The sequence below is a fragment of the Ensifer sp. Root127 genome (assembly GCF_001425225.1).
Taxonomy (GTDB): domain Bacteria; phylum Pseudomonadota; class Alphaproteobacteria; order Rhizobiales; family Rhizobiaceae; genus Ensifer; species Ensifer canadensis.
The window spans coordinates 104788-118887 of sequence record NZ_LMDX01000001.1 but is presented as its reverse complement, the minus strand read 5'-3'; the positions used below and the strand labels follow the sequence as shown (position 1 = coordinate 118887).

16 protein-coding genes are annotated in these 14100 nt (G+C 61.0%); 8 read left to right on the top strand and 8 right to left on the bottom strand.

Translation table 11 applies throughout. From position 1 onward, the window contains the following. Positions 1 to 5 precede the first annotated feature (5 nt). Positions 6 to 1109 (top strand): COX15/CtaA family protein, encoded by a 1104-nt coding sequence (locus tag ASD03_RS00555; RefSeq protein ID WP_025426550.1) that lies wholly within the window; start codon positions 6 to 8, stop codon positions 1107 to 1109. 71 nt (positions 1110 to 1180) lie between these two features. Here the strand turns inward: ASD03_RS00555 and argC are convergent, their stop codons facing one another. Then, positions 1181 to 2113, bottom strand: a complete 933-nt coding sequence (argC, locus tag ASD03_RS00550) for an N-acetyl-gamma-glutamyl-phosphate reductase (protein WP_025426551.1) — start codon at positions 2111 to 2113, stop codon at positions 1181 to 1183. A gap of 300 nt (positions 2114 to 2413) precedes the next feature. On the opposite strand from argC, the gene ASD03_RS00545 reads away from it, so the two are divergent. Further along, positions 2414 to 4099, top strand: coding sequence for a sulfatase-like hydrolase/transferase (locus tag ASD03_RS00545; RefSeq protein WP_057212388.1), 1686 nt, complete (start codon positions 2414 to 2416; stop codon positions 4097 to 4099). 12 nt (positions 4100 to 4111) lie between these two features. Here the strand turns inward: ASD03_RS00545 and speB are convergent, their stop codons facing one another. Both speB and ASD03_RS00535 read right to left on the bottom strand, forming a co-directional pair. After that, positions 4112 to 5074 (bottom strand): agmatinase, encoded by a 963-nt coding sequence (gene speB, locus ASD03_RS00540; protein ID WP_025426553.1) that lies wholly within the window; start codon positions 5072 to 5074, stop codon positions 4112 to 4114. 183 nt (positions 5075 to 5257) lie between these two features. Then, complete coding sequence (locus ASD03_RS00535) at positions 5258 to 6049, bottom strand: phenylalanine 4-monooxygenase (protein ID WP_025426554.1); 792 nt, start codon at positions 6047 to 6049, stop codon at positions 5258 to 5260. Between the two features lie 112 nt (positions 6050 to 6161). Between ASD03_RS00535 and ASD03_RS00530 the strand changes: the two genes are divergently transcribed. Beyond that, positions 6162 to 6635, top strand: a complete 474-nt coding sequence (locus tag ASD03_RS00530; RefSeq protein ID WP_051509158.1) for an Lrp/AsnC family transcriptional regulator — start codon at positions 6162 to 6164, stop codon at positions 6633 to 6635. A 54-nt stretch (positions 6636 to 6689) separates the two neighbouring features. Here ASD03_RS00530 and rpsI read toward each other — a convergent pair whose 3' ends face one another. The 3 genes from rpsI to ASD03_RS00515 form a co-directional block, all read right to left on the bottom strand. Further along, positions 6690 to 7157, bottom strand: coding sequence for a 30S ribosomal protein S9 (gene rpsI, locus ASD03_RS00525; protein WP_025426556.1), 468 nt, complete (start codon positions 7155 to 7157; stop codon positions 6690 to 6692). Then, the gene (gene rplM / locus ASD03_RS00520) at positions 7157 to 7621 is read right to left on the bottom strand and encodes a 50S ribosomal protein L13 (RefSeq protein WP_025426557.1); all 465 of its coding nucleotides are present in this window, start codon (positions 7619 to 7621) and stop codon (positions 7157 to 7159) included. Before rplM ends, rpsI begins: the two co-directional genes overlap by 1 nt. Before the next feature lie 225 nt (positions 7622 to 7846). Further along, positions 7847 to 8278 carry a PaaI family thioesterase gene (locus tag ASD03_RS00515; protein ID WP_025426558.1) on the bottom strand — a complete coding sequence of 144 codons (432 nt, stop codon included), beginning with the start codon at positions 8276 to 8278 and terminating at the stop codon, positions 7847 to 7849. 172 nt (positions 8279 to 8450) lie between these two features. Here ASD03_RS00515 and ASD03_RS00510 point away from each other — a divergent pair, with 172 nt between their 5' ends. After that, the gene (locus tag ASD03_RS00510; RefSeq protein ID WP_025426559.1) at positions 8451 to 9272 is read left to right on the top strand and encodes an enoyl-CoA hydratase; all 822 of its coding nucleotides are present in this window, start codon (positions 8451 to 8453) and stop codon (positions 9270 to 9272) included. A 19-nt stretch (positions 9273 to 9291) separates the two neighbouring features. Here the strand turns inward: ASD03_RS00510 and ASD03_RS00505 are convergent, their stop codons facing one another. Continuing rightward, positions 9292 to 10128, bottom strand: a complete 837-nt coding sequence (locus ASD03_RS00505) for an EamA family transporter (RefSeq protein ID WP_025426560.1) — start codon at positions 10126 to 10128, stop codon at positions 9292 to 9294. A gap of 198 nt (positions 10129 to 10326) precedes the next feature. Here ASD03_RS00505 and ASD03_RS00500 point away from each other — a divergent pair, with 198 nt between their 5' ends. The 3 genes from ASD03_RS00500 (at position 10327) to ASD03_RS00490 (ending at position 12652) form a co-directional block, all read left to right on the top strand. Further along, the gene (locus ASD03_RS00500; RefSeq protein ID WP_025426561.1) at positions 10327 to 10755 is read left to right on the top strand and encodes a CoA-binding protein; all 429 of its coding nucleotides are present in this window, start codon (positions 10327 to 10329) and stop codon (positions 10753 to 10755) included. A gap of 212 nt (positions 10756 to 10967) precedes the next feature. Beyond that, a complete protein-coding gene (locus ASD03_RS00495) occupies positions 10968 to 12251 on the top strand; it encodes an O-acetylhomoserine aminocarboxypropyltransferase (RefSeq protein WP_025426562.1) in 1284 nt (427 codons plus the stop codon). Between the two features lie 56 nt (positions 12252 to 12307). Then, entirely contained in the window at positions 12308 to 12652 is a 345-nt protein-coding gene (locus tag ASD03_RS00490) for a cupin domain-containing protein (protein ID WP_025426563.1), read from the top strand. 8 nt (positions 12653 to 12660) lie between these two features. Here ASD03_RS00490 and ASD03_RS00485 read toward each other — a convergent pair whose 3' ends face one another. After that, positions 12661 to 13149, bottom strand: coding sequence for a MarR family winged helix-turn-helix transcriptional regulator (locus ASD03_RS00485; RefSeq protein WP_025426564.1), 489 nt, complete (start codon positions 13147 to 13149; stop codon positions 12661 to 12663). A 128-nt stretch (positions 13150 to 13277) separates the two neighbouring features. Here ASD03_RS00485 and ASD03_RS00480 point away from each other — a divergent pair, with 128 nt between their 5' ends. Then, the gene (locus ASD03_RS00480) at positions 13278 to 14096 is read left to right on the top strand and encodes an SDR family oxidoreductase (RefSeq protein ID WP_025426565.1); all 819 of its coding nucleotides are present in this window, start codon (positions 13278 to 13280) and stop codon (positions 14094 to 14096) included. Positions 14097 to 14100 lie beyond the last annotated feature (4 nt).

The following is a 14100-nucleotide window of genomic DNA, read 5'->3' as shown; positions in this document are numbered from 1 at the left end:
AAGCCATGGCAGGCGTCGAATTGGCGACAGAACAGATGCTCCGAAGCGAGATTGGCAGGACCGATCGCAACCGCCGGCAGATCCGCGGCTGGCTCGTCGTCGTTCTCTTTACGCTTTTTGCGCTGGTGCTTGTCGGCGGCGCGACGCGCCTGACCGAATCCGGCCTTTCGATCACGGAGTGGAAACCTATCCACGGTGTGATCCCGCCGCTGACGGCCGAGGAGTGGGAGGAGGAGTTCCAGCTCTACCAGCGCATTCCGCAATACCAACAGCTCAACAACGGCATGACCGTCGGCGAGTTCAAGACGATCTTCTGGTGGGAATGGGCGCACCGGCTGCTGGCGCGCACCATCGGCATCATCTTCGCCGTGCCGCTCGCCTTCTTCTGGCTGACGGGTCGGGTCGAACGCCGGCTGCGCTGGCCGCTGCTCGGCATTCTGGCGCTCGGTGGCTTCCAGGGTTTTATCGGCTGGTGGATGGTTTCGTCCGGTCTGGTGGAGCGGACCGAAGTCAGTCAATACAGGCTGGCGACCCACCTCGTCATCGCCTGTTTGATCTTCGCCGCCTGCATGTGGATCCAGCGCGGCCTTTGTCCGCATTCCGATGATGCGGCGCCGACGGATCGTTCGCGTCGGATGGCCGCCATCATCGCAATCATGAGCCTGTTCCAGATCTATCTCGGCGCGCTGGTTGCCGGGCTCGATGCGGGCTTCAGCTACAATACCTGGCCGCTGATGGATGGCGCGTGGATCCCGTCCGATCTTTTCCTGCAGCACCCCTGGTGGATCAATGTCTTCGAGAACCCGAAGACCGTGCAGTTCATCCACCGGATCGGCGCCTACGTGCTGTTTGCGCTGGCGTTGATGCACGTGATCGCCTCGGTGCGGGCGGCGCCGGAATCGACCCATGCGCGCCGCTCGGTATTGCTGTTCGTGCTCGTCTGCGTCCAGGCGATCATCGGCATCACGACGCTCCTGCTGCAGGTGCCGGTCGGCTGGGGCGTCCTGCATCAGGGCGGTGCGCTGGTGGTGCTCGGCTTTGCCATCGCCCATTGGCGCGGCTTCATCGGCGAATATCCGAAGCCGACTGCAATCGAGTTGCGCAACTAAAACCCACAATCGCAAAGAAAAACCCGGCGAACGTCTCGCCGGGTTTTTTCGTTTGCAATTGCTGTAACCGATCAGGCGGACAGCATCAAATCCATGTTCTGGACAGCGGCCCCCGAGGCCCCTTTGCCGAGATTGTCGAGCAGAGCGACGAGGTTCACGTGAGTTCCGCCAGGCGTGCCGAACACGAACAGCTTCATCGTGTCTGCTCCTGCAAGTTCCGTGGCGTCGATGCGGCCGAGCTTTTCGCTGACGGCCAGCGGGACAACGTCGACGATCGATTGGCCGGCATAGTGCTCGACGAGCGCCGCATGAATGTTCTCGATCGTCGCGCCGGAGGCGAGATCGTCGAGATAGAGCGGAACCTGAACGATCATGCCCTGCGGGAATTTGCCGACGGATGGCGCAAATACCGGTGCGCGGTCGAGCAGGCCATGCATCTTCATCTCCGGCACGTGCTTGTGCTTGAGCGTCAGCCCATAGAGGAAATGTGGCGCGCTGATGTGATCCGGGTTCGCCTCGTCTTCCATCTGCGCGATCATCTGCTTGCCGCCGCCGGTATAGCCGGAAACGGCATTGACCGTGACCGGGTATCCATCGGGCAGGATGCCGGCCTGACGCAGCGGCCGGATCACGCCGATTGCACCCGTCGGGTAGCAGCCGGGATTGGCGACGTGGCGGGCGTCACGGATCTTGGCGGGCTGTGTCTTGTCCATCTCCGCAAAGCCGTAGGCCCAGTCGGGAGTGATGCGATGCGCGGTCGACGTGTCGATGATGCGTACCCGGTTGTTGCCGGCAACCATGGAGACGGCCTCGCGCGATGCGTCGTCCGGCAGGCAGAGGATTGCGATGTCGGCATTGTTCAGAAGATCTTCGCGCATCGCGGCATTGCGTCGCTCGGCTTCCGGTATCGACAGGAGTTCGAGATCGCTGCGGCCGGCCATGCGGGTGCGGATCTGCAGCCCGGTGGTGCCGTGTTCGCCATCGATGAAGATCTTCGGTTTCATGATTTTCCCGTTCGTCCAGAAGGTTACGAGTCATTCCGGAATCAATCTGACACAGATTTGATTCAGTTTCTCAACGCCCCGTTCGCGCGTGAAGCGCCCGCCCGGTGGCGCGGTGGTGTTCATATATAAGCAGCGGCCGGAGCCCGCAACTGGGCGGCCCGCGCAAGCAACGGGCCGGCGACGCCGCGCCGCGCATTCCACGCTTAACCATGAATTGTGATTTACAACCCAGAGGTTGCCTTGTCGTCGGTAATTCTGCATCTGAGGCGCTGTCATAAAACTGTCATATGGGAGCAGAGGGTGAAATACGCGATCGAGCAGGCCGGGCGCGTGCTCAGGCATCCGCTGCCTATCTCGCTGGCGTTCCTGACGCTGCTCCAGGCCTTACACTATTTCGATACGCGGTGGCGGTTCGTGCCCTTCCTCGTCGCCGTGACGCTGGCGATCGCCGCACTGCTGTTCCTCTTGTCGCGCCGGCCGACTTTTTCGCTCTGGGCAGCGGGATTGACGGTATTGCTCATTGCGGCGATGTCGGAGGTCAAGTTCCGCCTCAAGGGTTTTTCCCTGCACGTTTTCGATTTCGCCTTTACCGGCCTTGATCGATCTGCGCTTTCCTTTCTGGTCGGCTCCTACTTCAATTTGTTGATTGCCGGACTGGCTGCGCTGGCCGCAGCATTCGTGTTCCTGGTCGTGGCATTCAGGAGCGACCGCCGGTCGGCTCGCTCTTTTGTCGTGCGCGCTTGCCTGTTTGTCATAGCGGCAGTCGGTGTTGTCGCTCTTTATCCGCAGAAGAACGGCGAGCCAGACTACGTCCATTACATCTCCGGTTATGACGCCTCGTCCTTCTTCGTGTCGATCGGCGATCTTGAGTTTCCGCTCGGGCGGATCGTCCTTGCCGGTCGACTGGAAAATGTCGAAGCGGAGGGGAAGCTCAGCGATGACATCAGCTGCGGCGTGGCGGCCAGCCAGCCCGACCTGTTTCTCGTTCTCAGCGAGAGCCAGACCAGCCCCAGCTATTTCCCGCAGGTAACGGTCCCTGAATGGATGAGTGCGTCGTTCCAATCACAGGACGGCCGGGTGCATCCGATGCAGGTCGAGACGTTCGGCGGCGGCACATGGGTCACGAATTTCTCCGTGATGACGGGGCTCTCCGGAGCAGATTTCGGCTGGCAGAGCCCCTATGTGACGCAGATCCTGGAAGGCCGGGTCAAGGCGAGCCTGCCGAGCCTCATGGCACGCTGCGGCTATCGCACCATCGCCGTGATGCCGATGCAGGCGAGCTTCGTCAATGAAGGGCCGTTCCTGACCTCGATCGGATTCCAGGAAATCGTCGATTTCGACGCAATGAAACCGGAGTCGCACTTCGTGCGCGATCGTTTCTATTTCGATGTCGTAGAACGAATTGTGCGCGAGCACCGCGAAAAGGATCGGCGACCACTGTTCATTGCCATGCAGACCCTTTTCCCGCACGGCCCTTACGACATGACGCTGGTGCCGCAAGACGCCTTGCCGGACAAGGCTTTCGCTCCGGATGCCCAGGTTGACGAATACCTGCGGCGTGTTGCATTGTCCAAACAGGACCTGCAGGATTTTCGGCGCGAGCGTGAACGGATGCCAGGCCCCAATGGCACGATCGTGCTCGATTTCGGCGATCACCAGGCGGTTGCCACCAAGGACTACCTTGCCGCCGGTACCCCGGGAAACAATGTCTTTTCCGACCTGGGATCGATTGCCTACAAGACCTATTACACTGTGCACGGCTACGGGCGCGATATCGATATGCGGCCTTTCGCCATACCGTTGGACGTCGGTTTCCTTGCCGCAAGCCTGATCGAGGCTGCGGGCTTGCCGACATCGCCGACGTTCGAGGCGTTGGCACGACTACGCGATGCTTGCGAGGGGCGCTATCACGCGTGTCCTGATCGAGCGCTCGTCGATCAGCATCTCCGTCAGCGTCAGGACGCCGGTCTGCTCAATCTCGATTGACGGAGCAGGAAATCAGCGAAGCGTCGAACGCTCCGCCAGCTTTTCGGCGTGCAGGCCGAGCATGTACATGGCGACCGTCGCGCCGGCGATGGCGGTGATGTCCGCGTGGTCATAGGCAGGCGCGACTTCGACGACATCGCTTCCGACGACAGTCAGGGCTCCGAGCTTGCGTAGAACCGAGAGTATCTTGGCGCTGGATGGGCCGCCGGCGACCGGAGTGCCGGTGCCGGGCGCATAGGCAGGGTCGAGGCAATCGATGTCGAAGGTCAGATAGGCTTTGCGTTCCCCGACCTGCCGAATGATGGCGTCGGCAATGTCTGAAACACTCATTTCCTCGATGTCGTAGCCATAGAGAATGCGGATGCCGCAGTCTTCGGGCGCATGGGTGCGGATGCCGATCTGGATCGATGCGTCGGTATCGATCAGGCCCGCCCGCGCCGCACGGCCGACAAACGAGCCATGATCAATACGACCGCGTTCATCCGGCCAAGTGTCCTGGTGCGCGTCGAACTGGACGAGGGCGAGGGGGCCATGGATGGCCGCATGGGCTTTCAGGATCGGATAGGTGATGAAGTGGTCGCCGCCAAGCGTCTGCAGATAGGCGCCGCTCTTCAGGATCTTTGCCGCTTCGCGCTCGATCGTCGCCGGCGTTTTCGAGTGGTTGCCGTAGTCGAGCAGGCAGTCACCGTAATCGATGGTTGCCATTTCAGCAAAGAGGTCACGTTCGAACGGGTATTGCGGATCGTTGTCGAAGATCGCCGAGGCGCGGCGGATGGCCTGCGGCCCGAAGCGGGCGCCGGGACGATTGGAGGTTGCGGCGTCGAACGGGATGCCCCAGACGACGGCATCGACGTCCTTCAACTGCTTTGAGTATTTGCGCCGCATGAAGGAGAGAATGCCGGCATGCGTCGGGTCCGATGCCGCCGATGTGAGTGAGCGCGCCGTTAGCGCGTGATCGATCGTCCTGTTCGCCATATCCCGTCTCCCGTGTATGGCGGAACGTTGGACAATCGTCGCCGGCAAGGCAAGTCCCTGCCGGCGAATTCTACTGCATAGTTCCTTAAATCGATTCCGATTTAAGGATAAAAATATGTAGCAGGTTCAAAGTGTTACAGCGTCCTTCGCGCGTCATATTTGACGCGCGGCGCTGTAATGCTGTCAGGACGCCTTGGCTTCGAAGGTCGGCGCGAAGTCACCCAGCGCCTTGGCCTCGGTAATGCGCGCGCCGATGTCCTCTTCGATGATGGACTCGAGCTGCGCGAAGCTGTCGATCACGTAGTAGATCGGCTGGACGATATCGATGCGATAGGGGGTGCGCAGCACCGTCATCAGGTCGAAGGGGCGAAATTCACTCGCCGACGGCTCCATCGCCGTGCGGGTCTCGTTCGGCGACGACACGATGCCGGCACCGAAGCAGCGCCGACCTTGCGGCGTGTTGATCAGTCCGAACTCGACAGTGAACCAGAAGATCCGGAACATATGCCAGGAATAACCCTTGCCAAGTGCGACGGCCTTTTCGCCGAAGCGGCGGACGAAGTTGGCGTAGCTCTGGTTGGTCAGGAGCGGGCAATGGCCGAAGACCTCGTGGAAAATATCAGGCTCTTCGATATAGTCGATGTGTTCGCGCCTGCGGATGAAGGTTGCGAGCGGAAACTTGCCCTCAGACAGAAGTTCGTAGAACCGCGATGGCGGGATCAGTGCCGGTACGCCTTCGACACCGAAGCCGGTGGTTTCCTGCAGGCGGCGGTTGACGTCCTGCAACTGCGGCACGCGGTCAGGGCCAAGGCCAAGTTTGCGCGCGCCCTCCAGATATTCGTCGCAGGCCTTGTCGGCGAGCAGTGCCATCTGTCGCTGGTAAAGTTCGCCCCAGATCGCATCTTCCTCGGGCGTGTAGTGGTAGCTGCCATCGGGCTCCGGCAGTTTCGCGGTGTAGCTGCTTTCCTTGGGCATGACGTCTCCTCATTCGTCAAAACATCCGGTTGTTGCAATTGTATCGCGAATGGAGCGAGTATTTGTTTCACAGTTGCCGGCGGAAGCCGCTGATGCGGGAGGAAATTTCAAAATGTCGTCGGATTTGAAGGAAACTTCCCAGCCATTGCGCAAGCTGCTGAGGCTGATTCAGGCCGACAGCGGCCAGTCGCTGTCGGAGCTCGCGGAAAGCGCGGGCATGTCGCAAAGCTCCGCCTGGCGCCGGCTGCAGGAACTGGAGGCCGACGGCGTGATCCGCAAGCGGGTGGCGCTGCTCGATCCGTCGAAACTGGATCTGAAACTCTGCATCATCGCCCATGTGACGCTGGAGGATCATCATGACGAGGCCATCGCCTCTTTCTCGGCGGTTGTCCGCGATCGGCCGGAGATTATGGAGTGCTATGCGCTGTCGGGAACCTTCGACTACATGCTGAAGATCCGCGCGAACGACGTCGACAGCTATGACGCCTTCATGACGCGCTATCTCATGCGCAATCCGCATGTGCGCACGGTGGTTTCAAGCTTCGTGCTGCGCGAGTTGAAGTCGACGACCGAGCTGCCGATCTGAAACAAAAAAAGGCCGGGCGAACCCGGCCTTCCAAAATGCAGTGTCTTCCAGCGATTAACGCTTGGAGAACTGGAACGAACGGCGGGCCTTGGCCTTACCGTACTTCTTACGTTCGACGACACGGCTGTCGCGGGTCAGGAAGCCGCCCTTCTTCAGGACCGGACGCAGGCCCGGTTCGAAGTAGGTGAGCGCCTTGGAGATGCCGTGACGAACGGCACCGGCCTGGCCGGAGAGACCGCCACCGGCGACCGTCGCGTCGATGTCGAACTGGCCATCACGGGCAGCTGCGACGATCGGCTGCTGCAGGATCATCTGCAGAACCGGACGAGCGAAGTAGTCGAGGTACGGCTTGCCGTTGACGGTGATCTTGCCCGAGCCGGGCTTGACCCATACGCGGGCGACAGCGTTCTTACGCTTGCCGGTCGCGTAGGAGCGGCCCTGTGCATCGACCTTCTTGACGTGAACCGGAGCTGCCGGTTCCGCAGTCGTGGCGATTTCCTTGAGAGCGGAAAGGTCGGCCATTAGGCGCTCCTTGTGTTCTTGCTGTTCAGCTTGGCGACGTCGAGGACGGCCGGTTGCTGTGCTTCATGCGGATGGTTCGTGCCTGCGTAAACGCGCAGGTTCTTCATCTGGCGACGGCCGAGCGGGCCGCGGGGAACCATGCGCTCGACGGCCTTCTCGATGACGCGCTCCGGGAAGCGGCCTTCGATGATCTGGCGCGCGGTGCGCTCCTTGATGCCGCCGGGGTAGCCGGTGTGCCAGTAGTACTTCTTGTCGGTGTACTTCTTGCCCGTAAGCACGGCCTTCTCGGCGTTGATCACGATGACGTTGTCGCCATCGTCAACATGCGGCGTGAAGGTGGCTTTGTGCTTGCCGCGCAGGCGGTTCGCGATGATGGAAGCGAGGCGACCGACAACGAGGCCTTCGGCATCGATGATGATCCACTTCTTCTCCACCTCTGCAGGCTTCTGAACGAAGGTTGCCATAACAAAACTCTTTCTCTGGACCCGAACGGCGAACCGCTGGGCGTTTCTTGTTGCTTGGTTTTGACTGAAACTCAGCCAAAAGAAGAAAGCGGCCCGAGAGGGACCGCGATCTGAGGGTGCTTATACCCAAGCCCTAAACCGGCGTCAACAACGAGAATTTTGCAAGGTCGAAATAAAGTATTGCGAAAACAACGACTTAGCAATGTGGTACATTGATACCTCAATTTACTGAGGCGGAATCGAATAGGTCGCTGTCGCATGCGCCACGAGATCGTCGCTGCTGACCATTGCGATAGCGGCGTCAAGAACGGCCAATCGCTTACCGAGCTTGAGGATGCGGCAGGTGCATTCGAGCGGCCGCGGCTCCGGCTTGCGCAGGAAATTGATGTTGAGATTGGTGGTGACGGCAAGCGCCACAGGTCCGATATGGGCGATCAGCGCGATATAAGCCGAAACGTCCGCAAGCGCGAAAAGTGTCGGGCCCGATACGGTGCCGCCCGGCCGGATATGACGCTCGTTCGGATCGAGTCGCATCGTCGCAAATCCGGGGCCGGCCTCGGTGACATGGAACACTTTGCCGTCCGTGTGGACCTGAGGAAAGTCCGTGTCGAGAAACCGGTTCAGCTCCTCGACCGTCATGATGGGCTGGATCTTCATCGGCAGGTATTCCTTTGCGCTAACATCGACACTTAGTGAAGCCGACATGCGTTTTTGCGCAAGGCGGAAAAAGGTCTAAGTCGCGACAGCTACCACTGACTTGAAAGGTTGCAGGAGGCGGCGTACCACGGATGCCCATTTACGGGGATAGACAGGACAGCAGGAGAAAAGCATGGCGGACGTTGTTTCATTTCGGAAGGAAGAGCCGAGTGCATTGCTGGTGCGCGAGCTTTCGGGACCGGTGCTTCGGCTGACGCTCAACAACCCGCCAGCCAATGTGCTTTCGATCGAGCTGATGGAGGCGTTGCATACGGCGCTCGATGCCGTTGCCCATTCCAAGGACATCAGAGTTGTCGTGCTGGCGGCATCCGGCAAGCTGTTCTCCGCGGGCCACGACCTCAAGGAAATGACGGCACATCGGGCCGATGCCGACGGGGGCAGGGCCTTCTTCGAAACGACGATCCGCCTTGCTGCAGATTTGATGATCAAGATCACGCGGCTGCCCCAGGCGGTCATCGCCGAGTTCGACGGCCTGGCGACGGCAGCCGGTTGCCAGCTTGTTGCCAGCTGTGATCTGGCGATCTGCACCGACAGCTCCACCTTCTGCACGCCGGGCGTCAATATCGGCCTGTTCTGCTCGACGCCGATGGTGGCGCTGTCGCGGGCAGCACATCGCAAGCAGGCGATGGAAATGCTTCTGACAGGCGAGACCATCGATGCATCGACCGCCAAGGATTTCGGCCTGGTCAATCGCATCGTGCCCCAGCAATATCTTCGCCAGGTCGTCGACAAATATGCAGCCGTCATTGCTTCGAAATCGCCGCAGGCGCTGAAGATCGGCAAGGAAGCGTTCTATCGCCAGGCGGAAATGAGCCTTCCCGAGGCTTACGATTATGCGGTCGGCGTCATGGTCGAAAATATGCTGGCAGGCGACGCCGAGAACGGCATCGGCGCCTTCCTCGGCAAGCGGATGCCGGAGTGGGATAGGGAATAATTGGGATTGGGAATAGCGGTCAGGCCAGTTTCAGGAGCAGGGCGCCAAGCGCGATTACGCAGGCGGCGGCGATGCGCCAGATGCTGACGCGCTCCTTCAGAAACACCACGGAGATAACGACAGCGAACAGGATCGCGGTCTCGCGCAGCGCTGCGACGGTCGCGACCGGCGCCTTCGTCATCGCCCACAGTGCCAGGCCGTAGGCGCCAATGGAGCCGGCGCCGCCGATGAGGCCGCGCCACCAGTTCTTGTAGACGTGGCGGGCGACCGGCTTGATGCCCCGCCGGGCAAAGGCCCAGGTAAACAGCAACACCGGCGGAAGCAGCGCCATCCACAAAGTGTAGGAGATCGCGTTGCCCGACACCCGCGCGCCGATGCCGTCGACAAAGGTATAGCATGCAATCACGCAGGCATTGAGTAGCGCCAGGATGATCGCGTGTTTGCCGCCTTTTCGCGATTCGAAGGCGAGCGTCAGCACGCCGACGCTGATGGTCAACACACCCGCCATGGCGCCGGTTGTCAGCTGCTCGCCGATGATGACGCTGCTGGTGGAGGCGACGATCAGTGGCGCGACGCCGCGCATCAGGGGATAGACTAGCCCGATATCGCCGGCACGGTAGGAGGCAGCGACCAGCTGGAAATAGGCAAACTGGAAAAGCGCCGAAACCAGGATGAACGGCCAGGCTTCCGGCTGCGGCAATGGCAGGAACGGCAGGAAAGGAATGGCCACGACTGCCGCGCCGAGTGCGATCATTGCCGCATCGAGCGATTTCTCCGAGCCCGCCTTGACCAGCGCATTCCAGGTCGCGTGCAACAGCGCCCCGAAGAGGACGAGCGCAATGACATCAAGGGGCAAGGTGAAACCTCAGTGGAGAATGGGGCAGGCCGTTGCCAGCGTTGTCGCGCCACTGTACGGGAAAAGCAACCGGAAATTGGCGGGAGGATGCCTGTGCGGCGCTACAGCCGTTCCGCCGCCGCCATCGGGCGCTCGATTGACACCCGCCGCCACCGTGCGAACTATACACGCGTATAACAGATGAGTTCGGATCAGAACATGAACCACGACGCCTACCCGGATTATTACCTCGCCGACATCCTGCGTTCGACAAAGACGATCGCCCTCGTCGGTGCATCGCCGAACGCCGAGCGGCCGAGCCATCGGGTCATGGCCTTCCTGTTGCGCAAGGGCTATCGCGTCATCCCCATCAATCCGGGTCATGTCGGCAAGACGATCCTCGATCAGCCCGTCGTCGGCAGGCTCACCGACGTCAAGGAGCCGATCGACATGGTCGACGTCTTTCGCGCGGCCCATGCACTGCCGGCGCTCGTCGACGAGATCCTGGCGCTCGAGACCTTGCCGAAGGCGATCTGGGGCCAACTGTCGGTGAGGCACGACGCCGCTGCTGCCAAGGCGGAGGCCGCCGGTATCAAGGTCGTCATGGATCGCTGTCCGGCGATGGAGTATCCGCGTCTGATCGGCTGACACGGCATCGGCCACAGCGATGTTTCGTGCAACCGTCAGTTTTGAAAAAATCTTTCTTTGACCACGCGTGGCGGCTCTGGGATAGTGCCGCCGCTCCAGCGCATGAAGCCGAAATCGAAGCTGTTCTTCGACGCGCACGATGCCTGGAATCAAAGGGATAGGGTGCGTTTGGCGCCTCCATGGGAGGTGCGGCGCGGTCATGGGAGGGACGAATGACGAAAGACAATCCTGGTTTCAGCACGCTCGCAATCCACGCCGGAGCGCAACCAGATCCGACGACGGGCGCCCGGGCGACGCCGATCTACCAGACGACCAGCTTCGTCTTCAACGACACCGACCATGCGGCAGCACTCTTCGGCCTCCAGCAGTTCGGCAATATCTACACCCGCATCATGAACCCGACGCAGGCGGTGCTGGAAGAGCGCCTCGCCGCATTGGAAGGCGGCACTGCGGCGCTGGCGGTTGCTTCCGGGCATGCGGCCCAGCTTCTCGTATTCCACACGATCATGAGCCCGGGTGACAATTTCGTCGCCGCCAACCGTCTTTACGGTGGCTCGGTCAATCAGTTCGGCCATGCCTTCAAGTCCTTCGATTGGCAGGTTCGTTGGGCGGATCCGGGCGATCCTTCGAGCTTTGAGGCGAAGATCGATGCGCGCACCAAGGCGATCTTCATCGAAAGTCTCGCCAATCCGGGTGGTACCTTCGTCGATATCGCCGCGATTGCCGAGGTCGCACACAAGCATGGCCTGCCGCTGATCGTCGACAACACGATGGCGACACCCTACCTGCTGCGTCCGCTGGAGCACGGTGCGGATATCGTCGTGCATTCGCTCACCAAGTTCATCGGCGGTCATGGTAATTCGATGGGCGGCGTCATCGTCGATGGCGGCACCTTCGACTGGTCGAAGTCCGGCAAGTACCCAATGCTGTCGGAGCCGCGCCCGGAATATGCAGGCGTCGTGCTGCATCAGGCCTTTGGCAATTTCGCCTTTGCGATTGCTGCTCGCGTTCTCGGGCTTCGCGACTTCGGGCCGGCGATTTCGCCGTTCAACGCCTTCATGATCCTGACTGGCGTCGAGACGCTGCCGCTGCGCATGCAGCGCCATTGCGACAATGCGCTCGCCGTTGCCAAGTGGCTGAAGGGCCACGACAAGGTGTCCTGGGTCAACTATGCCGGGCTTGAGGACGATCCGAACAATGCGCTGCAAAAGCGCTATGCACCGAAGGGTGCCGGCGCCGTCTTCACCTTCGGTCTCAAGGACGGCTACGAGGCAGGAAAGCGCTTCGTCGAGGGGCTCGAGATGTTCTCTCACCTTGCCAATATCGGTGATACCCGTTCGCTCGTCATTCACCCGGCCTCGACCACCCATCGTCAGCTGACCCCGGAGCAGCTGGTTGCGGCGGGGGCAGGTCCCGATGTCGTGCGCCTGTCTGTCGGTATCGAAGACGTTTCCGACATCATCGCCGATCTCGAGCAGTCGCTCGCAAAGATCTGATATTGATATGAAAAAGAGGGGACGGACCTTCCGTCCCCTTATGGAGTTGGTGCGTGATGGTGAAGATGCAGAAATTCGACTTGGCGGCGATCGAGCCCGAAGTCGGCGGGCCTGCGGCCGATCGGCTGATTTCCGGCACGCCTCGGTTCCGCACCTGGAACGTCGAGGAGGCCGATGGCGGGATTTATGCCGGCGTCTGGGAATCCACGCCCGGAAAGTGGCGCATCGCCTATGACGAATGGGAGTACTTCCATATCCTGTCGGGCTACTCGGTCGTCACCGACGACGGCGGCGCAGTGGTGCACCTGCGCGCCGGCGACAGCATGATCCTCCAGCCCGGTTTCAAGGGAACGTGGGAGGTCATCGAGACGACCCGCAAGGATTACGTCATCCGCCTCTGATCGACCCGTTATCCCTTTGCGCCCGGCTCGGTACCGTCCGATGCCCGGGTGAACGCTTCGGCAAACGAGGCTTCCGAGATTCCGTTCAGCGCCCGCCGCAAGGCTTCGGCCTCCTGTTTACCGAGAGCATTGTCGAAGCGCGCCTGCGCCTTGCGCCAGAGATCCGTCGTCTCCCGCTGCTTCTTGGCGCCGAAGGGCGTCAGCTGAACGCGCTTCACTCGCCGGTCCGACGCGTCGGGCACAAGCTCGACATAGCCGTCGCGGATGAGTGGCTTCAGCGTGTGACCAAGCGCCGACAGGTCCATCACCAACAGATCCGCGAGCGTGCGCAGCGACGCATTCTTGCTATGGGCGATCTGGCTCAGCAGCGAATACTGCGTGCCGCGCAATCCGCTTGGTGCGAGCACATCCTCATAGAGCTGTCCTAACTGTCGCGAGGCGCGCTTCAGCGCACTGTTGGTGCAGAAGTCCCAGATTCCCTTCGGCGTGTCGTCCATCGTTTCCTCCGTCGGGAGCTGCGGCGCCCATTTTCGACTTTGGTAGCGCCACTCTTGCGCAGCGTCCAGTTTGCTGTATATTTAGTGGCATATACCACTAGATTGAAATCCGAACAAGGAAACCGACAATGCGTGCAGTGGAGAAAAGGGGTAAGGCGCTGGTGACGGGCGCGTCGTCGGGCATCGGCGCGACCTATGCGGACCGCTTGGCGCAACGCGGCCATGATCTGGTTCTGGTGGCACGCGATAAAAAGCGTCTCTCCGATCTTGCCGCCAAGCTGTCGGCGCAATACGGTGTGACGGTCGACGTGCTCAAGGCGGACTTGACGCTACGGGATGACGTAAGGCTGGTCGAGAAGCGCCTGCGCGAAGACGAGGCAATCGAACTCCTTGTCAACAACGCGGGGATCGGTCCGAAGGGACCGCTGCTCACTGATGACCTGGACTATCTCGAAGCCATGATCGAGCTGAACGTCGTCGCCGTGAACCGGTTGGCGATTGCCGCCGCCCAGACATTCGCGATGCGCGGCAAGGGAGCGATCATCAACATCGCCTCCGTCGTCGCGCTGGTGCCCGAGCGGTTCAACGGCACATACAATGCCTCCAAGGCGTTTGTGCTTAACCTGACGCAATCGATCAACGTGGAAGCGGCAGACAAGGGCGTCAGGGTTCAGGCGGTGCTGCCCGGGCTGACCCGCACCGAGATCTTTGACCGGGCCGGCGGCTCGATCGACCGGCTCGACCCTTCGATGGTGATGGACGTCACCGATCTCGTCGACGCGGCACTTGCCGGTTTCGACCAGGGAGAACTGGTCACCATTCCATCGTTGCCCGACGCTGCCGACTGGCACGCCTTCACAAAGGCGCGCATGGTGCTGTCGCCCAATCTTTCGCATGACAGGCCGGCGGCGCGCTACGGTGTCGAACAGACGGCCGCCGCCGTCTAAACCC